21 protein-coding genes are annotated in these 22,541 nt (G+C 53.7%); 14 read left to right on the top strand and 7 right to left on the bottom strand.

Annotation, left to right across the window (positions count from 1 at the left end; translation table 11 throughout):
* Nucleotides 1–15: 15 nt before the first annotated feature.
* Nucleotides 16–765 carry an ABC transporter ATP-binding protein gene (locus ACKQTC_RS06470; protein ID WP_408977619.1) on the bottom strand — a complete coding sequence of 250 codons (750 nt, stop codon included), beginning with the start codon at nt 763–765 and terminating at the stop codon, nt 16–18.
* Nucleotides 766–787: 22 nt separating this feature from the next.
* Between ACKQTC_RS06470 and ACKQTC_RS06465 the strand changes: the two genes are divergently transcribed.
* Nucleotides 788–958 carry a hypothetical protein gene (locus ACKQTC_RS06465; protein ID WP_408977618.1) on the top strand — a complete coding sequence of 57 codons (171 nt, stop codon included), beginning with the start codon at nt 788–790 and terminating at the stop codon, nt 956–958.
* A 161-nt stretch (nt 959–1,119) separates the two neighbouring features.
* Here the strand turns inward: ACKQTC_RS06465 and ACKQTC_RS06460 are convergent, their stop codons facing one another.
* The gene (locus ACKQTC_RS06460) at nt 1,120–2,388 is read right to left on the bottom strand and encodes a Glu/Leu/Phe/Val family dehydrogenase (protein ID WP_408977617.1); all 1,269 of its coding nucleotides are present in this window, start codon (nt 2,386–2,388) and stop codon (nt 1,120–1,122) included.
* A 522-nt stretch (nt 2,389–2,910) separates the two neighbouring features.
* Here ACKQTC_RS06460 and ACKQTC_RS06455 point away from each other — a divergent pair.
* Nucleotides 2,911–3,315 (top strand): helix-turn-helix domain-containing protein, encoded by a 405-nt coding sequence (locus tag ACKQTC_RS06455; protein ID WP_408977616.1) that lies wholly within the window; start codon nt 2,911–2,913, stop codon nt 3,313–3,315.
* A gap of 75 nt (nt 3,316–3,390) precedes the next feature.
* On the opposite strand, the gene jag is transcribed toward ACKQTC_RS06455, so the two are convergent.
* The 5 genes from jag to rpmH all read right to left on the bottom strand — a co-directional run bounded on the left by jag (nt 3,391) and on the right by rpmH (nt 5,879).
* Nucleotides 3,391–4,161, bottom strand: a complete 771-nt coding sequence (gene jag / locus ACKQTC_RS06450; RefSeq protein ID WP_408977615.1) for an RNA-binding cell elongation regulator Jag/EloR — start codon at nt 4,159–4,161, stop codon at nt 3,391–3,393.
* 29 nt (nt 4,162–4,190) lie between these two features.
* Entirely contained in the window at nt 4,191–5,072 is an 882-nt protein-coding gene (gene yidC / locus ACKQTC_RS06445) for a membrane protein insertase YidC (RefSeq protein WP_408977614.1), read from the bottom strand.
* Between the two features lie 24 nt (nt 5,073–5,096).
* The gene (gene yidD / locus ACKQTC_RS06440) at nt 5,097–5,333 is read right to left on the bottom strand and encodes a membrane protein insertion efficiency factor YidD (protein WP_408977613.1); all 237 of its coding nucleotides are present in this window, start codon (nt 5,331–5,333) and stop codon (nt 5,097–5,099) included.
* Nucleotides 5,305–5,667 carry a ribonuclease P protein component gene (gene rnpA / locus ACKQTC_RS06435; RefSeq protein WP_408977612.1) on the bottom strand — a complete coding sequence of 121 codons (363 nt, stop codon included), beginning with the start codon at nt 5,665–5,667 and terminating at the stop codon, nt 5,305–5,307. Before rnpA ends, yidD begins: the two co-directional genes overlap by 29 nt.
* A 77-nt stretch (nt 5,668–5,744) precedes the next feature.
* A complete protein-coding gene (rpmH, locus tag ACKQTC_RS06430) occupies nt 5,745–5,879 on the bottom strand; it encodes a 50S ribosomal protein L34 (protein ID WP_408977611.1) in 135 nt (44 codons plus the stop codon).
* A gap of 609 nt (nt 5,880–6,488) precedes the next feature.
* Between rpmH and dnaA the strand changes: the two genes are divergently transcribed.
* From dnaA to ACKQTC_RS06370, 12 genes are all read left to right on the top strand, one after another.
* A complete protein-coding gene (gene dnaA, locus ACKQTC_RS06425; RefSeq protein ID WP_408977610.1) occupies nt 6,489–7,898 on the top strand; it encodes a chromosomal replication initiator protein DnaA in 1,410 nt (469 codons plus the stop codon).
* A 388-nt stretch (nt 7,899–8,286) separates the two neighbouring features.
* Nucleotides 8,287–9,399: a DNA polymerase III subunit beta gene (gene dnaN / locus ACKQTC_RS06420; protein ID WP_408977609.1), complete on the top strand. Its 1,113-nt coding sequence runs from the start codon at nt 8,287–8,289 to the stop codon at nt 9,397–9,399.
* Nucleotides 9,399–10,520, top strand: coding sequence for a DNA replication/repair protein RecF (recF, locus tag ACKQTC_RS06415; RefSeq protein WP_408977608.1), 1,122 nt, complete (start codon nt 9,399–9,401; stop codon nt 10,518–10,520). The genes dnaN and recF overlap by 1 nt, the downstream gene beginning before the upstream one ends.
* 196 nt (nt 10,521–10,716) lie before the next feature.
* Complete coding sequence (gene gyrB, locus ACKQTC_RS06410) at nt 10,717–12,639, top strand: DNA topoisomerase (ATP-hydrolyzing) subunit B (protein ID WP_408977607.1); 1,923 nt, start codon at nt 10,717–10,719, stop codon at nt 12,637–12,639.
* A gap of 28 nt (nt 12,640–12,667) precedes the next feature.
* Complete coding sequence (gyrA, locus tag ACKQTC_RS06405; RefSeq protein WP_408977606.1) at nt 12,668–15,097, top strand: DNA gyrase subunit A; 2,430 nt, start codon at nt 12,668–12,670, stop codon at nt 15,095–15,097.
* Nucleotides 15,097–15,378 (top strand): hypothetical protein, encoded by a 282-nt coding sequence (locus tag ACKQTC_RS06400; protein ID WP_408977605.1) that lies wholly within the window; start codon nt 15,097–15,099, stop codon nt 15,376–15,378. The genes gyrA and ACKQTC_RS06400 overlap by 1 nt, the downstream gene beginning before the upstream one ends.
* Before the next feature lie 122 nt (nt 15,379–15,500).
* A complete protein-coding gene (gene mnmE, locus ACKQTC_RS06395; RefSeq protein WP_408977604.1) occupies nt 15,501–16,865 on the top strand; it encodes a tRNA uridine-5-carboxymethylaminomethyl(34) synthesis GTPase MnmE in 1,365 nt (454 codons plus the stop codon).
* A 14-nt stretch (nt 16,866–16,879) separates the two neighbouring features.
* Nucleotides 16,880–18,769, top strand: a complete 1,890-nt coding sequence (mnmG, locus tag ACKQTC_RS06390; protein ID WP_408977603.1) for a tRNA uridine-5-carboxymethylaminomethyl(34) synthesis enzyme MnmG — start codon at nt 16,880–16,882, stop codon at nt 18,767–18,769.
* A complete protein-coding gene (gene rsmG / locus ACKQTC_RS06385; RefSeq protein WP_408977602.1) occupies nt 18,759–19,472 on the top strand; it encodes a 16S rRNA (guanine(527)-N(7))-methyltransferase RsmG in 714 nt (237 codons plus the stop codon). Before mnmG ends, rsmG begins: the two co-directional genes overlap by 11 nt.
* A gap of 216 nt (nt 19,473–19,688) precedes the next feature.
* The gene (locus tag ACKQTC_RS06380) at nt 19,689–20,561 is read left to right on the top strand and encodes an NAD(P)/FAD-dependent oxidoreductase (protein WP_408977601.1); all 873 of its coding nucleotides are present in this window, start codon (nt 19,689–19,691) and stop codon (nt 20,559–20,561) included.
* A 325-nt stretch (nt 20,562–20,886) separates the two neighbouring features.
* Entirely contained in the window at nt 20,887–21,648 is a 762-nt protein-coding gene (locus ACKQTC_RS06375) for a ParA family protein (protein ID WP_408977600.1), read from the top strand.
* Nucleotides 21,635–22,534: a ParB/RepB/Spo0J family partition protein gene (locus tag ACKQTC_RS06370; protein WP_408977599.1), complete on the top strand. Its 900-nt coding sequence runs from the start codon at nt 21,635–21,637 to the stop codon at nt 22,532–22,534. The genes ACKQTC_RS06375 and ACKQTC_RS06370 overlap by 14 nt, the downstream gene beginning before the upstream one ends.
* Nucleotides 22,535–22,541 lie beyond the last annotated feature (7 nt).

Below are 22,541 nucleotides of genomic sequence, written 5' to 3'. Positions count from 1 at the left end.
TAAATGTCCAGCGGTCTACCACCAACGAATGGCTTCAGTAACATGCTCCCGTAAGCGAACAAATTCCTTATCTAAATAATTACGGGGACGGGGTAGGTCGATTGGAATTTCTTCTTTGATCGTCGTCGGCTTATTGGTCAATACTAAAATGCGTTCTGCAATATAAACAGCCTCTTCAACATTATGGGTAATAAAAATAACCGTGTTCTTAAATTCCTGCCAAATCCGCACCAATTCATCTTCCAGGTAAAAGCGCAGCTTCACATCCAACTGTCCATAAGGCTCATCCATGAGCAGTAAGTCAGGATTAACTGCAAAGGCCCGGGCTATAGCCACCCGCTGTTCCATAGACGAGGAAATCTGATTGGGGTATAAGTCCGCCGTCTGGGTTAAACCAACCAGCTTCATGACCTTATCCAACTGCTCCTCCATCTTGTCCTTAGGAAATTTCTTTACCTCCATGCCATACGCAATATTTTCCTTGACCGTCCGCCAAGGCAGGCAGGAAGGTTCCTGAAAAACGAAGCTGATATTGTGCTTCTTGGGATCGGCCGGCTCACCATCTATGAGAATTTGCCCCTTGGTCGGGGTATAGAGGGTGGATAATAAATTGAGGAAGGTGGTCTTCCCGCAACCGGTCGGCCCAACAATAACAAGAAACTCCCCTTTTTTAACGGTGAAGTTAATATCGTTAAGCACCAGTAAATCATCAAAAGACTTCGTCAAATTGCGCACGACCACCTTGTCGCACCTTTGGTCGAGCATAGGCGTTCTCCTTTCACGCCACATGGGCTTCAGTCAGCAAGGCCAGCCCGTCCACCTGCAGGCCACCGATGATAATCTATCAGTGAGGATGGCTGATCCTGCTACAAGCGAACCAATTACCGGGCCAATCGACCCGGTTTTATGGCCTAGGAACCGCTTGCCGGCCTCCCTCCAGGGGATCATCCCCAGTTAACTCGGATAAAAATTTACCTTCTTTATTTATCTTTTTAAATAAAAAAACCGCCCCAAAAAATCCCCGGGGCGGGATGGTCTGGCGACCCTTATAAAGTGGCCCTTTTATCCGGCGCTGGCACACAAAAAAAAGCACCCTTTCGGGTGCTTTTATAGCTTGGATTATACCCAGCCGCGTAATTTCATGACGTCTGCTACTTTCTTAACAGAGTTCATGTAAGCAGCTTCACGAACGGTAACGTTATGTTCTTCGCGGATAGCCCAGATGTCATTGAAGGCAGAAACCATAGCTTCTTCCTGACGGGATTCAGCTTCGGCTTCAGTCCAATAATAACCATAGAGGTTTTGGACCCATTCGAAGTAGGAAACGGTAACGCCGCCGGCATTGGTCAGAACGTCCGGGGTTAAGATGATGCCTCTTCTGTTGAGGACTTCATCAGCAGCCGGGGTGGTCGGGCCATTAGCTGCTTCGCAGACCAATTTAGCTTTGATCTTTTCAGCAACTTCTGCGGTGATAGCGTTTTCAAGAGCAGCCGGTACGAGAATGTCAACATCCAGGGCCCAGAATTCGTCCATGGTCAGGGTTTTGGAGCCAGGGAAGTTTAACAGGTTGTGGTTCTTTTCTACGTACTCAACCATTTCTTCATAGTTTAAGCCATCTTCTTTATAGATGACATATGCGCCGTTTTTAGGTTCCCATTCAGATACTGCAACCACTTTGGTCCCTTGACGGAACATGTTTTTGCAGGTGAAACGACCAACGTTCCCGAAGCCTTGAACGGCAACAGAAGCGTGGGCAATATCAATACCAATTTTCTTAGCGGCTTCACGGGCGATAACATAGATCCCGAAACCGGTTGCTTCGTTACGGCCTTGAGAACCGCCCCAAGCAACGGATTTACCGGTGAATACACCTAAGGAAGCTTGGTCGCCATTGAGCTTGATGTATTCGTCCATCATCCAGCTCATGATTTGACCGTTGGTTCCTACGTCAGGCGCCGGAACGTCAATTTTTTCGCCGATGTATTTGTGCAAGCCACGTACATAACCGCGAGCAATTTGTTCTAATTCTTTATCGGAGAGGGTGAGGGGGTCACAGATAACGCCGCCTTTACCGCCGCCGTAAGGAATACCCATAATGCCGCACTTGAAGGTCATCCAAATAGACAATGCACGTACTTCGTCATAGTTAACGCCCGGATGGAAGCGGATGCCGCCTTTACCCGGCCCAATGGCATTGTTGTGCAGGGAGCGCCAGCCTTTGAACATTTTCAAAGAACCGTCATCCATATGAACAGGGATGTTAACTTCGATAACACGTTGGGGTTCGGAAAGCATTTGATAAACGTTGTCATCGAGTCCGAGTTGTTCACAAGCGTGTTTAACTTTGGCTTGTGCACTCTCAAAAGGATTTAGATTTTCAGTAGCCAATTTAGCAACCTCCTAAAATTTAGTAATGGAAACCACTTACTAAGTTCAGTATAGCACAAAGCAAAGATTTTGAAAAATAAAAATAAGCAAATTTCAAGGAATTTAAGCACTTTATCCTTTAATTTTTTTTATGCATCATTTATTAGCTATAAAGAAGACATTTTAGGCTTCTTTCCGCCCTTACTGCCTGGGTGCGCCTGAACTTATTCCTTATAAATGATTATTTATAGGGTGATTTTTTATCTTATATTTACGGCCTCCCGGCCTCCTGGCTTAAGAGAAAGTGGGCCTTAAATGGATGGCAAATGACTAGCCTGTCGACGGCCCATCAGCCCGCCAATATGGCGGCTATGACGAACCTTATTTTTAGTTATTTTTTAATTTTTATGTATAGAATATTCCCTATGGCTATGGTATTATAATGAAAAAGCTAGTTATATAACCATTAAAATTATTCATTTCTACTTTTTATCACTTTTTATAAAGTCATTTTTAGTAATGTTTTGTTAAGGAGGGTTCCGGATGGCCATCGGAACAAAGTTAAAGACACTGATTGAGTACCGTGACACGAATGTGAACAAATTAGCAAAAGAAACAGATATTAGCCCGCAAACCATCTATGGGATTATAAAGCGAGATAATACCAAGGTGGATATCCGCATCCTGCAGGCTTTAGCTGATAATTTAAATGTAACCCTGGACTTTTTTGCCACCGGTGAAACGGAAGACAGCTCCATTGATGAGGAAGAGGTCCTGGCCCTTTACAAACAATTAGATGAATATGGCAAGGAAGCGGTCCGGGCCATTGCTGAAGTTGAATTAAAGCGGGTCAATGCAGAAAAAAATCAGCCCGGCCTGGCAGATGAAGACCAGGGGGCTGTGGGGGAAGAAAAGACTGCAGCTGGCCAGTTGACTGACCAAGACTAGAAAAAAATAGCATATAGGCAGGAAAAAGGGCCCCTGGTTTGACGGTGATCAAACCAGGGGCCCTTTTTGGGTCTTTTATTGGTGCTGCTGGGGATAGATAACGATTTTACGGTGGGGGTCTTCCCCGTAACTTTCCGCCTTAATGTCCGGCTCTTTTTCCAGGGCCAGGTGGACAAGGCGACGTTCAGCGGCATTCATGGGGTCCAGACTGACGCGACGGCCGGTTTCCCGGGCCTTGTCGGCCATCCGGTGGGCCAGGGCGCTGAGGGTATCTGCCCGACGGGTCCGGTAGTCTTCACAGTCTAAGATGACCCGTTTGTGGCCGCCCAGGCGGCGGTTGATGGCCAGGGAAAGGAGGAACTGGAGGGCATTTAAGGTATCGCCCCGCCGGCCGATTAAGATGCCCACTTCTTCGCCGTACATGGCAAAGGTGATTTGGTCGTCATCTTCCTGAATTTCTACGGTAGGGTTGACTTCCAGGGCCTCAAAAATAGGGGCCAGGAAGGCAAGGCCGATATCTTCCGGGGTCAGCAGGTCATCCGAGTCGGCCTGGTCACTTGCAGGTGCTTCTGCAGGGGCCGGGCTGGCTGCCTGGGGCGCCTCCGGGGTTTTGTCCTCTTTTTCTTCCAGGCGGGGTTGGGCCATGGGGGCAGCCGGGGTCTCTTGACCGGCCGGGTCTGGCAGGACCACTTCAATGCGGGCCTCTTTTGCCCCAAAGCCTAAAAATCCTTTGCTGGCTTTTTCCAAGACCGTGTAGTCCAAGGCATTTTCCGAGAGGCCAAGTTCACGCGCAGCTGTTGCAACAGCCTCGGCAAGGGTCTTGCCAGTAAATTGTTGACGTCTCATAATATCCCTTCCTATCTTAAAAAAGGTGCTTAGTTTTTCTTCTTATTAGCTGGTCTATAAACGGCTTTCGGATTGTTCGGGTCAAAACCCTTGGTGCTGCCGGCTTGGCTGGGGGCCTTGTAGCCGGTTCCCTTTTTGGCCTTGTGGATGGCCTTGAGTTCTTTTTTGGTCTTTTTCTTAGAGGGGTTATGGCCCTTTAAGCGTTCTTCTTTGGCCTTGAGTTCCCGTTCAGCCTGACGTTTGGCCCGTTCTTCAGCCCGTCTTTCCTGCTCTTTCTTCCGTTGTTTATTCATAATGATTTGTTGGAAGATCATCAGGGTGGATGTGGTCACCCAGTAAACGCAGAGACCGGCCGGGAATTGAAGGGCGAAAACCCCCATCATGACGGGCATGACATAGAGCATGGCCTTCATAGAAGGGTTGTCTGCCATGGGGCTCCCCTTGGGCATGGACAGGCGTTGCTGTAAGAACATAACGATAGCCAGGACCACCGGCAGGATAAAGTAGGGGTCCTTGTCGTTTAAGTGTTCAATCCAGAAAAAACTATCGTTTTCAGTAAACTGGAAGGTCCGCAAGGCCCGGAAGAGAGCGTATAAGATGGGCATTTGAATGAGGATGGGCAGGCAGCCGGCCATGGGATTGACCTCGTACTCGACGTAGAGCCGCTGCATTTCTTCATTCATTTTTTCCCGGTTACTGGCATACTTGGCCTGGATTTCCTTCAGCTCCGGCTGAATTTCGCTCATCCCCAGCATGGACTTCATCTGCTTTAAGGAGAGGGGGAAGAGTAAAATCCGCACCACGACCCCGACGAGGATAATGGCCAGGGCATAGCTGGGGAAGCCAATGGTTTGTGTAAAGTCATAAAAAGCGCCAATGACGCTTGTCATAAATTGAACTAGTGTATTCAAATACCTGCCTCAAAAACGAGGCATTCACCTCCCGAATTTTTTAGGCACCGGATCATAGCCGCTCTTACAAAAGGGGTTGCAGCGCAAGATCCGCCAAAGAGCCAATAGACCCCCGCGAAAAAAACCAAAGCGGGTAATGGCCTCATAGGCATATTGGGAACAGGTTGGAATAAAGCGACAAGTCGGCGTTGGTTTTAATGGGGAAATATACTGGCGGTAGAGGCCGATTAGTTTAAGTGCCGCTTTTGCTGGGAGCGTCATAGAGTCCTCCCTTTTTGAGTAGTGATAGGTAGTGTTTTTCAAGCCCATCATAGGCGAGCTGCGCCGCCGGCTGGCGGACAATAATAATGATGTCATACCCCCGGGGAATACGGTCTAAGTGCAGCCGGCTCACTTCCCCCAGGACCCGCTTTAAATAATTGCGGGTATGGGCCTTACCGACCTTTTTCGAAATGGAAAATCCTATCCGCGTCGGACCTTCATCAGCTCGGGGATATTGGTAGCAAACCAGGTAGCGGTTGGCCAAACTTTTCTTGTATTGATAGACCCTTTGAAATGAAGCATCACTTCTCAGGCGGTTGGCTTTTTGCAGCACAAAATCCCTTCTTTTACTGGTTCAAGCATTTTTGAAAATGAGAAAAAAAAGGCCACACCGGGCCTTCAAGTATGAAGTTACGCGCTTAAACGTTTTCTGCCTCTCGCTCTTCTTCTTTTTAAAACGTTACGGCCATTTTTAGTTAACATGCGTTTGCGAAAACCATGCACGCGTTGATGTTTTCTTCTTTTAGGTTGATAGGTACGTTTCATTCATGACACCTCCTGACCAATTTTACATACGACGTACATTATACTTCAATAAAAATACCTGGTCAAGAAAAAACTGTGTATTTATCCAGAAAAACCGCCTTTTTTCTCTTAATTAACATTTTATCCCCAAATTGAAGGGCCTTAAAAGAGCGAAAGAACCGAAATCCACTGACCTTATCCACATTATCCACAGATTTGTTATTGTGAATTGGGGATAACTCAAATGTTTTAACCGGCTTAATTGAGCCATTTTTGACTTATGCACAGGCTGTGCATAATGTGTATAAGCCCTGTAGCCCCCACGCACAAGCCTTTTAAAAAGTAGCGGAGGGCCCTTTCCCCCTATATAAGGCAAAAAAGGCCAAAAATCAGCCTTTTTACCTAAGGGTAGACACCCCTGCCGGACCCGGTTTTGGCGCCTTATTTTTTTATAAAGAAACTTTTAAGGAATCTCACCGGCTACTTGTTGATAAGTTTCAGCCATTTTGCTATGATAAACTCATTCACTTTATAATTTTATCCACATAAGACCCTCTATTGTGGATAATTTAGTATATGCCTATATATCTAACCAATACCGGCCCACCAGCTGGCGGACCGGCTCATGCAATGATGGAAAGAAAAGGAGCACCTATGACCAACGAGCACTATCAGGGCATTTGGCAAGGGGTCATGGCCAAGCTTGAAGATGAGGTCAACGGACCGACTTATGACACCTTTTTTAAGAATATGACCTTGGCCGGCTACTATGAAGGCACCTACATCCTGGCGGCCGGGGACGCCATGAAGGCTGAAATGATGCCGCCGGCCCATTTACGGACCCTGGAACGCCTCATCAGTGAGGAAAGCGGCGAAAAAGACGTCAAGGTCAAAATCATCGCCTTTGCCGAGGACCTGGACAAGATGGACCTCCCTAAAATTGCCGAATCCGCCCGGCCCGCCCCAAAAGAAGAAGAGCCTATGCTTCTCATGGGCCGCTACCGGATCAATACCCAAAATACCTTTGAAAACTTCGTCGTCGGCAAGTCCAACCAGTTCGCCCATGCGGCCAGCCTGGCCATTGCCGAAGGGATGGCTATGGATTTAAATGATAAAAAGGTCTACAACCCCCTCTTTATTTATGGGGGGTCCGGCCTGGGCAAGACCCACCTCATGCATGCCATCGCCCACCATATTATTAAGTCCCAGCCCGGGGCCAATATTATTTATGTATCCAGTGAAAAATTTACCAATGAACTCATCGACTCCATCCGGGACAACCGACCCAACACCTTCCGCGATAAGTATCGGAAGGCGGACCTCCTCTTAATTGACGATATTCAATTTTTAGCGAAAAAAGAGGGGACCCAGGAAGAATTCTTCCACACCTTCAACGAATTATATGAAAAAAATAAGCAGATCGTCATTTCCTCGGACCGGACACCTAAGGAAATCCCGACCCTGGAAGAACGGTTGCGGACCCGGTTTGAATGGGGCCTCATTACCGACATCCAGCCGCCGGACCTGGAAACCCGGATCGCCATCTTGCGGAAAAAGGCCCAGATGGACCATAAGGAAGTCTCTGACGATATCACCGCCTTTATGGCTGAGCATATGGAAACCAATATCCGGGAACTGGAGGGGGCCCTCCTCTCCCTGACCTCCTATGCCACCATGAACAATCTCCCCCTGACCCTGGACCTGGCCAAAGACTTCCTGGAACAATACGTTGAAATCGGCGTCGACAAGGCCATTACCGGCGAAAGCATCCAAAACCAGGTCTGTGATACCTATGGGGTCCGCCTGGAAGAACTCCTGGGCAAACGCCGGAACCGGAACATCGTCTTCCCCCGCCAGGTGGCCATGTACCTCTGCCGGGAATTGACCGATATGAGCCTGCCCAAAATTGGGGAAATCTTTGGCGGCCGGGACCACACCACGGTCATCCACGCCATTGAAAAAATCGATGCAGAAATAAAGAAAGACCCGGCTGTTAAGGCCACAGTCAATAACCTGATTAAGATTTTACGGGGCGAATAGCTGTGGAAAAGTCCTTTTTTCACTTGTTTTTTACACAATAAGTGGAAAAAGCTTATAAAACACGTGGTTAAGCCCTTTCTTATCCACATTATTTTCCACAAGTGTGTGGATAAATAAATAAGTATATTTTTATAAATATAATGCCCGAAAAACCGCTATTTTGCCCCTTGTGGGGATAACTGGGGATATTTTGTGGAAAAGACCCTCTTTATCCACAAGATCCCCCAGACCTTTGGATACTGTGGATAAAACCCTTCGCTTTTCCATAGGCTTTTCCCCAACCTATTTTTGGGCATCCGTCGGTCTTTTATGAACTTATCCACATATCCACCCTGCCTACTACTACTGCTACTAAGATATATCCTGAAGAAGAAGAAAGGAGCCTGCCATGCAATTTTCAGCCATTAAGGAAAATCTTACCGATGCCCTGCAAATTGTCCAGCGCGCACTGAGCTCAAAAAACACCATGGCTATCCTGTCCGGTATCCACCTGACCTGTGACCGGGACCAACTCACCATGACCGCCTCAGACCTGGAGGTCCGCCTGGAGGTAACCGTTCCTGTGGAAGTTATTGAACCCGGGGAGACGGTCGTCCAGGGCCGGGGTTTTACTGACCTGGTCCGTCGCCTGCCCGATGGCCGAATTATTTTCCACAATACCAGTAAGGACGGGGCCGACCATATGACCATTAGCTATGGGGATAACACCGCCGACTTATACGGTTGGCCGGGCCGGGAATACCCGACTTTTCCACCGGCCGTGTCTCCGGCTGAAGTGACCCTGACCGCCAAGGACTTTAGTGAAGCGGTCAGCCATACAGCCTTTGCCGTCAATGCCGACGAAGTCCGCCCGGTCTTTACCGGCCTCCTCTTTCAAATCCGGGGCCATGAACTGACCGTGGTTGGGACGGACAGCTTCCGCCTGGCCAAGAAAATCACCGTCCTCAATAATAAAAACGGGGCCGATCACGACTTAATTATCCCGGTCCGGGCCTTGAATGAATGGGCCCGGATTGTTTCCGGCAGCGAAGACCCGGTTGAACTGGAAATCAGCGACCGCCAGGTTCTCTTTAAAACGGCCCAAATCCGCCTCCTGGCCCAGCGCATCCGGGGGGATTTTCCGCCCTTTGACAAGGTCATCCCCACCGGCTGGCAGACCTATGTCAAGCTGGAGCGTAAGCCCCTCCTGGATGCCCTGGACCGGGCCACCCTCTTCAGCCGAGAAAAGGACGGGACCTTCGTGGTCACCTTCCATATTGAAAACAACCTCCTGCATATTTCGACAGCCAGCGATTACGGGAAGGTCGACGAGCACCTGCCTGTCTACCAGGAGGGCGAGGTCATTGATATTTCCTTCAATGCCCGCTACCTGATCGATGCCCTAAAGGCCATGGATGACAGCCACCTGGATGTGACCTTTAACGGGTCCATGGGCCCCTGTGTCATGAAGCCCCAGGCCGGCGAGGACTACCTCTACCTCATCCTGCCCCTGCGTCGCTAATGTTGATACAAGGGCTCCAGCTGGCCTATTTTCGCAACTACCGCCGGGTTGATATCAGTCCGGCCCCGGTTTTGAACCTCCTCATTGGGCCCAATGGCCAGGGCAAGACCAACCTGATCGAAAGTCTTTATACCCTTTCTGTAGGCCATGGCTTTCGGGCCGCCAAGGACCGGGACCTCATCTACCATGGGGCTGAGGCCGCCCGGTTAAAGGCCATTATCCAGGCCGAGGGGAGCCGTCGCCAGCTGCCCCTGGAGCTGGCCTTTAACGGCCACGCCAAGCGCTGGCGGCTCAATGGGGTCAGCTACCGCCAGCTCCAGGACCTGCCGGACCGACTCCTGGCTGTCCTCTTCACCCCGGATGACCTGGCTGTGGTCAAGGGGTCCCCGGATGAGCGGCGGCGGTTTTTAGACCGGGAACTGGGCCTGGTCAACCCCGGCTATGACCTAGAAAGGCGGAAGTACCGCAAGCTCCTGGCCCAGCGCAATGAACTTTTAAAGGATATCCGGGCCGGCCGGGCCGAGACCGGCCAGCTTTCGGTATGGGACCGGAACCTGGCCCAGTCCGGGGCGCGGCTCATCGCTGATCGGTTGGATTTTTTGCGCCACCTGGTTCCCCGAGCCCGGCAAGTCCATGAGCACATGGCCCGGAAGGCCGGCTTTAATATTACCTACCAGGCCTCCCTGGGGGCCCAGGTCAAAAATGAAGGGGCAGAAGACCTGGAGCGCCTTTTCCTGGAGGCCCTGGCTGACCAGCGCCAACACGATATCCGGGCGGGCAGCACCAGTATTGGCCCCCACCGGGACGACCTGGTTTTTTACGCCAGCCAGGAGGATTTACGGACCTTCGGCAGCCAGGGTCAGCAGCGGACGGCCATCCTGGCCCTGAAACTGGCTGAAGTGGATGTCATCCGCCAACGCTGTGGCAGCCAGCCCATCCTCCTTTTAGACGATGTCCTGAGTGAACTGGACCCCATCCGCCAAAGGCTCCTCCTGGAGGCGGTGGTGGACCAGGACCTTCAGACCTTTATCAGCAGTACCCACTTGGATCTTAGCCATGAATTATTTAAAAATAGCAAGGTTTTTTCGGTTCAAGAGGGAAATATCATTCCAAAAGGCTAAAACCCTCGTTTTTTGCTTGTATTTTTTGCAAATAACGGGGGTTTTTGGTATAATTAGAAGGGTATGGAAAAGCACTTGGTCTGCCTTTCCACCGGGTCAGGTTAATTGTTTGTATTCAAACAATTAACCCTCCCCTACTTATTTTACAACTGGCGCACCTGGTGGCGCCTTTATTTTGTTATAAGGAGGTGCTTCCTTGGTAACACCTTTGGAAGGCAATTATACAGGTAATGAAATCCAGGTCCTGGAAGGCTTGGAACCGGTCCGGAAACGGCCGGGGATGTATATCGGAACAACGGATAGCGCCGGCTTACACCACTTGGTCAATGAAATTGTAGACAACTCCATTGACGAAGCCCTGGCCGGCTACGGGGATACCATTGAGGTCACCATACATACTGATAATTCTATCACTGTACGGGACCAGGGCCGGGGAATCCCGGTCGATATCCACCCTAAAATGGGGCGGCCCACTTCAGAAGTGGTTATGACCGTCCTCCACGCCGGGGGGAAATTCGGCGAAGGGGGCTATAAGGTCTCCGGGGGCCTGCACGGGGTCGGGATGAGCGTCGTTAATGCCCTGTCTGACGCCATGCGGGTCAGAATTTGCCGGGATGGCCAGGTCCATGAGCAGCACTTTTCCCGGGGGAAAATTAAAAGCGAGCTGGAAGTGGTCGGGGAATGTTCCCACACCGGGACCACCATCTGGTTCCACCCGGATATCGAAATCTTTAAAGAAGGAATCACCTTTGAATATGAGATCCTGGCCCGGCGCTTACAGGAACTTTCCTTCTTAAACGGGGGCCTGACCCTGCTTTTAACCGATGAACGGCCGGAAGAGGTTTATTCGGAAACCTACCACCACCCCGGCGGCCTGGCCGACTATGTGCCCTGGCTCAACCGGAACCGGGTCCCCATCCACAAGGACCCGGTCATCTTTGAAGGGGACCGGGATGGGATTATTGTGGATATTGCCATGCAATATACCAAGAGCTACAGCGAAAATATTTATTCCTATACCAATAACATCCACACCGTTGAAGGCGGGACCCACGAAGTGGGCTTTAAAACAGCCCTGACCCGGTCTGTCAATGACTATGCCCGGCGGATGAACCTTTTAAAAGAAAAAGAAGATAACCTTTCCGGGGATGATATCCGGGAGGGGCTTACCGCGGTCATCAGTGTCCAGGTCCCTGAGCCCCAGTTTGAGGGCCAGACCAAGACCAAGCTGGGCAATAGCGAGGTCCGGGGCATTGTCGACGTTATTGTCGGCAATGGGATTTCTACCTTCCTGGAAGAACACCCCAGTGAGGCCAAGGCCATCATTAACAAGGCTATCGACGCCCAACGGGCCCGAGTAGCTGCCCGGAAGGCCCGGGATATGACCCGGCGGAAGAGCGCCCTGGAATCCACCTCCCTACCGGGGAAACTGGTGGACTGCTCCGTCAAGGACCCGGCCTTTTCCGAACTCTTCATCGTCGAAGGGAACTCTGCAGGGGGGTCGGCCCAGGATGGCCGGGACCGCCGTTTTCAGGCGATTTTACCGCTGCGGGGGAAAATTTTAAATGTTGAAAAAGCCCGTTTGGACCGGATTTTAAACAGTGAGGAAATCAAAAACCTTATCACCGCCATTGGTACCGGGGTGGGCGACCAGTTTGACCTGGCCAAGGCCCGCTACCATAAGATCATCATCATGACCGACGCCGACGTCGACGGGGCCCACATCCGGACCCTGCTCCTGACCCTCTTTTACCGGTATATGGCACCCCTTATTGATGCGGGCTACATTTACATCGCCCAGCCCCCCCTCTACAGTGTTAAAGAGGGGAAAAAACTCACCTACTTGTACAATGATGAGTCCCTGGAAAAATACCGGGAAGAAAAGGGCAGCGAGACCTTGGAAAAGAACCTCAAGCGCTACAAGGGGCTTGGGGAAATGGACGCCGAACAATTGTGGGAAACCACCATGAACAATGAAAACCGGGTCCTCCTCCAGGTCCAACTGGAAGATGCCGCCCATGCAGACGATGTCTTCAGCATGCTCATGGGGGAAAAGGTCGGCCCCCGGCGGGACTTTATCACGACCAATGCCAAGTATGTTAAAAACATCGATACTTAATCGAATTCTATAGAAAGGAGGCAGTCTTTTGGAAAATTACACCCATGGGAGTATTCGTCCCATCCACCTCGTTGAAGAAATGAAGACGTCCTTTTTGGACTATTCTATGAGCGTTATCACCTCCCGGGCCTTACCTGATGTCCGCGACGGGCTCAAGCCCGTCCACCGACGGATTTTATTCGGCATGCACAAGGCCGGCTTTACCCCGGATAAACCCACTGTTAAAAGTGCTAATATTGTCGGCTATGTCCTGGGTCACCTCCACCCCCACGGCGACTCCGCCTGCTATGATGCCATGGTCCGGATGGAACAGCCCTTTGCCATGCGCTACCCCCTGGTAGATGGCCAGGGGAACTTCGGGAATATTGACGGCTACCAGGCCGCAGCCATGCGGTACACCGAGGCCCGGATGAGCCGGCTGGCCCGGGAAATGCTCCGGGATATCGACAAGGAAACCGTCGATTATACCCCTAACTATGACAATACCATGGAAGAGCCGGTGGTCCTACCGGCCCGGTTCCCCAACCTCCTGGTCAACGGATCCTCGGGGATTGCTGTAGGGATGGCGACCAATATGCCCCCCCACAACCTCCGGAATGTGACCGATGCCGTCCTGGCCATGATTGAAGACCCGGAAGTCTCTGACGAGACCCTCTACCAAAAAATCAAGGGCCCGGACTTTCCGACCGGGGCCATTATCATGGGGACCGATGGTATCCGCAATGCCTATAAAACCGGCCGGGGCAGCATTACCGTCCGGGCCCGGACCGGCATCGAAAAGATGAGCGGCGGCAAGCACCGGATTGTGGTGACGGAAATCCCCTACCAGGTCAACAAGGCCCGGCTTATCACCAAAATCGCCGAACTGACCCGGGATAAGGTCTTAGACGGGATCACTGACCTCCGGGACGAAAGTGACCGGAAGGGCTTGCGGATCGTGGTCGAGCTGCGCCGGGATGTCAACCCCCGGGTCATGCTCAACCAGCTCTTCAAGCACACCCAGCTCCAGGAAAATTTTGGGGTCATCAACCTGGCCCTGGTCGGCGGCGAGCCGAAAATCCTCAACCTCCGCCAGATGCTGGCCTACTACCTGGACCACCAGGAAAATATCATCATCCGCCGGACCAAGTTTGACCTCCGCAAGGCGGAAGAAAGGGCCCATATCGTTGAAGGGCTAAAGATTGCCGTCGATAATATTGACGAGGTCATCCGGATCATCCGGTCCTCCTATGATGACGCTGAAAGTAAGGCCCGGCTGGGCGAGGCCTTTGGCCTGAGCGACCGCCAGGCCCAGGCCGTTATTGAAATGCAGCTGCGCCGGTTACAGGGCTTGAACGTCACCAAGCTGGAAGAAGAACTGGCCGAATTACGGGAGCGGATTGCCTATTACAAGTCCATCCTGGCTGACATCAACCTGGTCCGGCAGATCATCGCCGAAGAACTCTCGGAAATCGCCGACAAATACGGCGACGACCGCCGGACCGAAATCTCCCTGGATGACCAGGATATGGATATTTATGACCTCATTGCCGATGAGGACATGGTCATTACCCTCTCCCATGACGGCTACATCAAGCGGATGCCCATGGACACCTATAAGAGTCAAAAACGGGGCGGCCGGGGGGTTTCTTCGGCCAAGATGAAGGAAGAAGACTGGATAGAGGAAATCTTCATTACCACCACCCACCACCAGCTCCTCTTCTTCACCAATACCGGCCGGGTCCTCCGGCTCCGGGCCTTTGATATTCCGGAAAGTAGCCGGACCGGCAAGGGGATGGCCATCATCAACCTCCTCAACCTCAATCAAGGGGAAAAGGTGGCCACCGTCATCGCCCTGCGGGACTTTGATGACCGTTACCTGACCGCTGTTACCAAGCTGGGCAAGGTCAAGAAAACGGCCCTAAAGGATTACGATACCAACCGCAAGGACGGCATCTTAGCCATCCGCCTGGATGATGGGGACGAAGTGGTGGCTGTGAAGCTGACCGCTGGCCATGATGAACTGATCATCGTCACCGAGGGGGGCTATGCCATCCGCTTTAATGAAGAGGATGTCCGCCCGACCGGCCGCTACACTGCCGGTGTCATCGGCATTAAGCTGGCCCAAGGGGACCAGGTCATTAATATGGACATCGTCCAAGAGGATGCCAGCCTCCTGGTCATCACGGAAAAGGGTTTCGGTAAACGGACCAAGCTGACCGAATACAACCTGCAAAACCGGGGCGGTAAGGGCGTCTTTACCGTAAAACTCGGCAAGCGGGGCCAGCGGCTGGTCCAGGCTCTGGTGGTCCGTGACGGGGAAGAAGTCATGACCATCAGCCGGGAAGGCACCCTCATCCGCTTTGCTGTGAACGATATTTCTCAAACCGGCCGGGCCACCCAGGGCGTCACCATGATGCACCTGGAAGGCGATGATGAAGTGGTCGGTATGGCAAGAATCATTGAAGAGGAAGACTAATGGGACCAACATTTTGGAATGGCTTTTTTATTGTTGTGGGCCTTGTTGTCCTGGTAACGGCCATCCTGTGGATTAAGCACAGCTTTGATAACCGCCACCAGGCCGACTACGATAAGGTCATGATTACCGGCAAGCTGGTTCAGCAACTCTGCACCCACCTCCAGCATGGGGACCGGGACGGGGCCATCAGGCTCTTCCGCCGGAAGACCCTCCATGGCCAGGCCTTTGCTGAAAGTTACATCGATCAACTCGCCGAACGCTGCAAGAGCGGGCGGTTATAGGCATCATGAACGGAGACAGCCCCTGTCTCCGTTTTTCAATGATGGCTTTATGGGTACTTAATAGCCAGCTCCTATTGAATGAAAGTATAAAAGTGACCTCTTAAAAGAAAGGATGACCGGTTTTGCACATCAATGAAAGCCAAACCATTGCTCAAATCATTACGGCACCGGGCAAGGGGGCCGTTGGCATTGTGCGGATTTCCGGGGATGAAGCCCTAGCCATAGCGGATGCCCTGGCCGGTGGATCCGGAAAAATCAGCCGGGTGGCCAGCCACACCATCCATTACGGCTGGGTGGTTAACCGCCAGGGTGAACCCCTTGATGAGGCCCTGTTTATGGTCATGCGGGGGCCCCGGTCCTATACCGGGGAAGATGTTGTTGAAGTCCAGTGCCATGGGGGGCCGGTGGCCCTGGGGGAAATCCTCCGGGAGACCTGTGCCCATGGGGCCCGGCTGGCTGAGGCCGGGGAATTTTCCCGCCGGGCCTTTTTAAACGGCAAGCTGGACCTCAGCCGGGCTGAAGCCATTATGGACCTGGTTGAGGCCAAGAGTGATGGGGCCTTAAAGCTGGCGGCCCGGCAAAAGTCCGGGGCCACCGCCCGGGTCGTCGATGGCCTCCGGGCGTCAATTTTAGAGCTCATCGCCTATATCCAGGCCGACCTGGACTTTCCTGAAGATGATATTGAACGGCTTGACCGGGCGACCTACCGCCAGCGGGCCGAGGCCCTGGAAGAGGACTTGGCTAAGCTGGTGGATACAGCCGCCCGGGGCCGGTTCTACCGGGAGGGGATTACCGTGGCCCTTTGTGGCCGGGCCAATGTTGGCAAGAGTTCCCTCCTCAATGCCCTGACCGGCCGCAATACCGCCATCGTGACCAATATCCCCGGGACCACCCGGGATTCGGTTGAGGCCACCGTCCAGGTGGAAGGGATGGCCCTCCGCCTGGTTGATACCGCCGGCCTCCGGGAAACCGATGACCTGGTCGAGCAAATCGGCGTCGACCGGGCCCGGGATATCGTCAAAGGGGCCGATGTTATCGCCTACTGTGTCGATGCCCCCACCGGCCTCACCCCAGAGGATGAGGCCTTTATCGCAGACCATGCCGACCAGGTGGGCCTTTTGGTCATCAACCAGACCGACCTGGCTGAAGGAAGTGCCAGCGCCAGCCCCTGGCCGGTGGTCACCACCAGCGCCCTGGCCGGTACCGGCATCGATGACCTGGGCCGGGCCCTGAAGGCAGCGGCTTTGAAAGAGGCCCCGGCTGCAGAAAATGCCCTCTACCTAACCAATACCCGGCAGGTGGCCCTGGCGGAAACGGCCTTGCAGGACATCCGTCAATTCATTGCCGCCCTGGACCAGGGCCTTTCCGATGACCTCCTGGTCATTGACCTCCAGCATGCCTGGGAAATCCTAGGCCTCATTACCGGGGAAACCGCTGCCGATGACCTCTTAGACCAGATTTTTTCACAGTTTTGCTTAGGGAAGTGACAAGCGTGAATCCAATGCCAAGTGCATATGATGTAATTGTGGTAGGCGCCGGCCATGCCGGCCTGGAAGCAGCCTTTGCAGCTGCCCATATGGGGAAAGAAGTTCTCCTCCTGACCCTGAGTCTGGACCATATCGCCCTCCTCCCCTGTAACCCCTCCATTGGTGGGCCGGCCAAGGGCCACCTGGTTCGGGAAATTGACGCCCTGGGTGGGGTCATGGGAGAGGCGGCCGATGCCACTGAAATCCAGATGCGCCTTTTAAATACCAATAAGGGCCCGGCTGTCCATGCCTTACGGGCCCAAATCGATAAGGCCCGGTATTCGGCCTATATGCGGAACCGGCTTCGGGCCGAAGACCATATTACTGTCCTGGAACGGGTTGTTGACCGGCTCCTCATTGAAGAGGGGACCGTTAAGGGGGTCGTCGATGAATATGACAGCCATTGGCAGGCTCCCCGGGTCATTGTCTGCACCGGAACCTACCTGGGCGGGCAGATCATCATTGGCCCCCTGACCAAGGACGCCGGCCCCGGTGGGCATATTTCACCTAAGAAACTCTCCCGGTCCCTGGCTGAAGATGCCGGCTTAAAGACCATGCGCTTTAAAACAGGGACCCCACCCCGGGTGGCCGGCCAGACCCTGGACCGGACCGTCATGGTCCCCCAGCCCCCGGATGCCCCGGACCGGCGCTTTTCCCACTGGTCCGATGCGGCCAATGGCCTGGATAAACGGGACTGCTACCTGACCTATACCTCGGCCCAGACCCATGACATCATCCGGGAAAACTGGCACCGGTCGCCCATGCAGACTGGCCTGGTCACCGGGGCCCCGCCCCGCTATTGCCCCTCCATTGAGGACAAGGTCCACCGCTTTAGCGATAAAAGCCGCCACCAGCTCTTTATTGAGCCGGAAGGCCTGGATACCTCCCTCTACTATATGCAGGGCTTTGCCACCTCCCTACCGGTGGATGTCCAGGAAAGGATGGTTCATTCGGTGCCCGGCCTGGAAAAGGCCACAGTGGTCCGGATGGGCTATGCCATTGAGTATGACCTCATCGACCCCCTCCAGCTTCACCCCACCCTGGAATGCCAGGACATCAGCGGTCTCTACTTTGCCGGCCAGATGAACGGGACCTCCGGCTATGAAGAAGCCGCAGCCCAGGGACTCATGGCGGGGATTAATGCGGTCCTGAGCCTGGACGGGAAGGATCCCTTTATCCTCCGTCGCCATGAGGCCTATATTGGGGTCCTCATCGATGACCTCATCACCAAGGGAACGGAAGAACCATACCGTATGTTAACATCTAGGTGTGAATACCGGCTCCTCCTCCGCCAGGACAATGCCCACCTCCGCCTGACCCCCTACGGCCGGGACCTGGGCCTGATCGATGATGACAAATGGGCCCGGTTCACCGCTGACCGGGACCAGATGGTCGCCGAAGAGGACCGGCTCAAGGCCCTGGCTGTCCCGGTCGATGACCGGCGCCTGGCGGACCACCTGACCGGTCGGGGGTCCAGCCCCTTAAAACAGAAGGTAACGGCCTTTGACCTCTTAAAAAGGCCGGAAATCACCTATACCGACTTAGTGGACCTGGGCTACGGGGACCCTGACCTCCCGGCCCGGGTTTGGCGGGAAGTGGAAACCGCCATTAAATATGAAGGCTACCTGACCAAACAGGCCGACCAGGTTGCCCGTCAGGAAAAATTGGAAAATAAGCAGCTGCCGGCTGACTTTGACTACAGCCAGGTGACTGGCCTCCGGAAAGAGGCTTGCGAAAAGCTGCAGAAAATCCGTCCCCTGACCCTGGGCCAGGCCAGCCGGATTTCCGGGGTCAACCCGGCGGATATCACCGTCCTCCTCGTGGGCCTGAAGAAAGCTGGCCAGGGAGGCGCCGATGACCGCTAAAGACATCCTGGAGGCCTTTGCTCGGGCCGGCCTGGATCTGGACCTGACTCAGGCCGACCAATTCCTAGCCTATGACGCCCGCTTGCGGGCGGCCAACCAAGAAGTCAACTTAACGGCCATTACCGCTCCGGAAGCGGTCCTGGAAAAGCACTTTATCGACTGTGCCCTGGTTCTCCCCCACCTGCCCGCCGGCCCCCAGCGGGTCATCGATATCGGCAGCGGGGCCGGTTTTCCGGGCATGGTCTGGGCCATTTTAAGGCCCGACTGGACCTTCACCCTCCTGGATAGCCTGCAGAAGCGGGTCCACTTTTTAGAGGGTTTGGCCCTTGACTTGGGCCTGGCTGACCGGGTCCAGCCCCTGCATGGCCGGGCCGAAGATCTGGCCCACCAGGCGGACCACCGGGCAGCCTATGACCTGGCCTCCGGCCGGGCCGTCACCGGGATGGGGGGCTTTTTAGAGTATGCCCTCCCCTTTGTCAAAACCGGCGGCCTAGTGGCGGTGATGAAGGGCCCCGGGGAGGAAGGGAGCCTGGCCGCCATCCGGGCAGCTGCAGAGACCCTGGGTGGGGCCTACCGGGACCAGCTGACCTATGCCCTCCCGGCCGGTGACAGCCGCCGGCTCTGGCGCTTTGATAAGCTGGCAGCCAGCCCCGACCGCTACCCCCGCCGGCCCAAGGCCATGAAAAATAAACCCCTCATTTAAAGAGGGCCGGTAATCAGCCTTTTTTATTGGTATGCAGCCAAGCCCCACCGGACCAGCGGTGGGGCTTTTTTATGGCCTTTTCCAACCGGCTAGAAAAACAAGTTAAGTTAGCTATAACAAATTTAAATTGGCGAAAATCTGCCCGGAGGCGGATAATAAAGGGGTCAAGAAAGGTATACAGTAGAAAGAATGACCAATTCAGTAAGGAGTGTATTTATGAAAGATATTATTATTATCGGTGCCGGCCCGGCCGGCGTGAGCGCAGCCCTCTATGCCAAGGCCAGAGGCAAGGACGTCCTCCTCCTGGAAAAGGATAAAATCGGTGGCCTTATTGCCAATGTCTCCAAGGTCAGCCACTTTGCCGGTGTTGGCGACGGGGAAACCGGCCCGACCTTTGCCGACCGCCTGGCCGACCAGGTCAAGTATTCCGATATCCCGGTCCTCTTTGAAGAGGCCACCGGCATTGAAAAAACCGCTGAAGGCTTTACCGTTCAAACCAACCAGGGCAGCCATACGGCTAAGAAGGTCATTGCCGCCACCGGCAATAGCCTGAAAGAACTCCCCATCGACCTGCCCGCCGGCTTTGCCACCAAGCACTGGCCCCTAGGCCAGGAAGAGAGCTACGCCGGTAAGACCGTGGTCATCAATGGGGGCTCTGACGGGGCCAGCAAAGAGGCCCTCTACCTGGCCCAAAAGGCCAAGGCGGTCCACATGGTCCAAAACCAGGACAAGCTCCTCTGCATTGATGAATTTAAGCAGCAAATTGAGGCAGCTGATAATATCGTGGTTCACACCGGCTGCGAAGTCCAGGACATCAAAGTGGAAGATGGGGTCTGCCGAGCCGTCAACCTGGGCGGGGAAGAAATCACCGATGAGGACGGCATTGAAGTCTATGTCCAAATCGGCCAAAATGGGAATACCGACCTCCTGGCCCCCTTCGCCAAAGTGGAAGGTAACTTCCTGGCTGAAGACCTGGCTGCTCAAACAGAGGGCCTCTTCTTTGCCGGGGATATCCGGGTTAAGACCGTCAGACAGATTGCCACAGCCGTCGCTGATGGTTGCCTGGCCGGTATTATGGCCTGTAAATAAGGCGTTAACCGGCCTCAGCCGACGGTTTTTTACCGGTTTCATAGACATATACCCTCGCTCATAAGAAAGCACTTGCATTCATACAGGCTTGTGGTATAATGAAAGCAGTGGTTAAACTTCCTTTCGTTTTTTTTGCTTTTGTCATTGCATGACCCTTTCAAAAAGAGACCGACATTTGTCGGTCTCTTTTTATGTTTCACGTGAAACACGTCAGGCGAAGAGCTGAAATAAGGATTCGTTTCACGTGAAACAGTTCTTTTTTGCTGCAAGCAGATGAAGCAGGGCCATCTCTATGGTATAATGGCCTCATTGAGGAGGCGATTTGATGATATTGGCATTGGTCAACCAAAAAGGTGGCGTGGCCAAAACGACGACGGCGGTTAACTTAGCCGCCGGCCTGGCCCGGGCCAAGAAAAAGGTCCTTTTAGTGGACCTGGACCCCCAGGGTAATGCTAGCAGTGGCCTAGGCATTGATAAAAATGAGCTGACACATACCATATACCATGGCCTCATCGGCGAAGTCGATGGTGAGGCCTGCCGGCTGGTGGCCGTCCGAGACCACTTGGACGTCATGCCGGCCAATATTGACCTGGCAGCTGCTGAGCAGGACCTGGGCGAGTCGGTAGAAGGGGCCTTGAGCCTGAAAAAATGCCTGGCCCCCTTTGAATCGACCTACGATTTTATCTTAATTGACTGTCCGCCCTCCCTGGGCCTACTCACCATTAATGCCCTAATCGCCGCAGATGGTCTCTTGGTTCCCATCCAATGCGAATACTATGCCTTGGAGGGCTTGAGCCAACTGATGGAAACCGTTAAACAGGTCCAGGCAAGTGCCAACCCCGACCTGCACATCTTCGGCATTGTCATGACCATGTATGATGGCCGGATGCGGCTGGCCAAGCAGGTGGTTGAAGAAGTAAAGAATGCCTTTGGCCAGGCCGTCTTTAAGACCCTGATTCCGCGGAATGTCCGCCTGTCGGAAGCCCCTTCCTATGGACAGACCATCTTTGAATATGACCGCCTGTCTAAGGGGGCCTGGACCTATAAAGCATTGGCAAAGGAAGTGATCGCCCGTGTCAAAGAATAAAGGTGGCTTAGGACGGGGCCTGGGGGCCCTGATTCCTGACTTAAATGAAAACATCTCGGACCTGCAGCGGGGCAAAAAACTGGAAACCATCCAGCAAATCCCGGTTGAGACCATCCAGGCCAATCCCTGGCAGCCCCGGCAGACCTTTGATGAAGAGGCCCTGACCGACCTGGCTGATTCTATCAAGCAGGAAGGGGTCTTATCCCCCCTCCTGGTCGTTGAACGGGATGGAGAAACCCTCCTGGTGAGTGGTGAACGCCGGCTCCGGGCCGCTAAAATAGCCGGCCTGGCAACGGTTCCGGCCATCGTCCGGAGTCTGGATGACAGCGCCATGGCTACCATTGCCCTGGTGGAGAACATCCAGCGGGCAGACCTCAACCCCTTAGAAGAGGCCCGGGCCTATGCCCGGCTTATGGAAAAGAGTGGCCAGAGCGCGGCCCAGGTGGCAACCGCTGTCGGCAAGAGCCGGGCCCATGTGGCCAATATGGTCCGCCTCCTGGACCTGCCGGCCCCGGTCCTGGACCTCCTGGCTGAGCAAAAAATCTCTGCCGGCCATGCCCGGGCCCTCCTGGGCATTCCCGAGGAAGGGGACCTGGTGGCCCTGGCCCAGGAAGCAGCCCAGCTGGGCTATTCCGTCCGCCAGGTAGAAGACCTGGCCCGCCGGTTAAAGGATGACTCAGAACCGGTTTCCCAGCCGGCGCCTAAAAAGGCCAAGACCGCGCCCGGCAAGGACCTCTACCCGGCTGTCAGCCGGCAAATGAGCGACTTTCTCCAAACCAAGGTCCAAATCCAGAAAAAGGGCCGGGTGGGGGAATTAAAGATTGAATTTTACAGTGAAGAAGATCTGACCCGGATCCTGGACCTCTTGCAGCAGGATATCCATTAGGAGGCTG

The organism is Peptococcus simiae (genome assembly GCF_046097595.1).
GTDB lineage: Bacteria > Bacillota > Peptococcia > Peptococcales > Peptococcaceae > Peptococcus > Peptococcus simiae.
Note: the sequence above shows the minus strand (reverse complement) of the source record. Positions and strands in the feature narration are given on the sequence as shown.

Bases quoted from the DNA above. Each gene is read 5' to 3' on its own strand.
- ACKQTC_RS06470 (WP_408977619.1), bottom strand. From the start codon at position 765: ATGCTCGACCAAAGGTGCGACAAGGTGGTCGTGCGCAATTTGACGAAG.
- ACKQTC_RS06465 (WP_408977618.1), top strand. From the start codon at position 788: ATGGGCTTCAGTCAGCAAGGCCAGCCCGTCCACCTGCAGGCCACCGAT.
- ACKQTC_RS06455 (WP_408977616.1), top strand. From the start codon at position 2,911: ATGGCCATCGGAACAAAGTTAAAGACACTGATTGAGTACCGTGACACG.
- jag (WP_408977615.1), bottom strand. From the start codon at position 4,161: ATGAGACGTCAACAATTTACTGGCAAGACCCTTGCCGAGGCTGTTGCA.
- yidD (WP_408977613.1), bottom strand. From the start codon at position 5,333: ATGACGCTCCCAGCAAAAGCGGCACTTAAACTAATCGGCCTCTACCGC.
- rpmH (WP_408977611.1), bottom strand. From the start codon at position 5,879: ATGAAACGTACCTATCAACCTAAAAGAAGAAAACATCAACGCGTGCAT.
- dnaA (WP_408977610.1), top strand. From the start codon at position 6,489: ATGATGGAAAGAAAAGGAGCACCTATGACCAACGAGCACTATCAGGGC.
- dnaN (WP_408977609.1), top strand. From the start codon at position 8,287: ATGCAATTTTCAGCCATTAAGGAAAATCTTACCGATGCCCTGCAAATT.
- recF (WP_408977608.1), top strand. From the start codon at position 9,399: ATGTTGATACAAGGGCTCCAGCTGGCCTATTTTCGCAACTACCGCCGG.
- ACKQTC_RS06400 (WP_408977605.1), top strand. From the start codon at position 15,097: ATGGGACCAACATTTTGGAATGGCTTTTTTATTGTTGTGGGCCTTGTT.
- mnmG (WP_408977603.1), top strand. From the start codon at position 16,880: ATGCCAAGTGCATATGATGTAATTGTGGTAGGCGCCGGCCATGCCGGC.
- rsmG (WP_408977602.1), top strand. From the start codon at position 18,759: ATGACCGCTAAAGACATCCTGGAGGCCTTTGCTCGGGCCGGCCTGGAT.
- ACKQTC_RS06380 (WP_408977601.1), top strand. From the start codon at position 19,689: ATGAAAGATATTATTATTATCGGTGCCGGCCCGGCCGGCGTGAGCGCA.
- ACKQTC_RS06375 (WP_408977600.1), top strand. From the start codon at position 20,887: ATGATATTGGCATTGGTCAACCAAAAAGGTGGCGTGGCCAAAACGACG.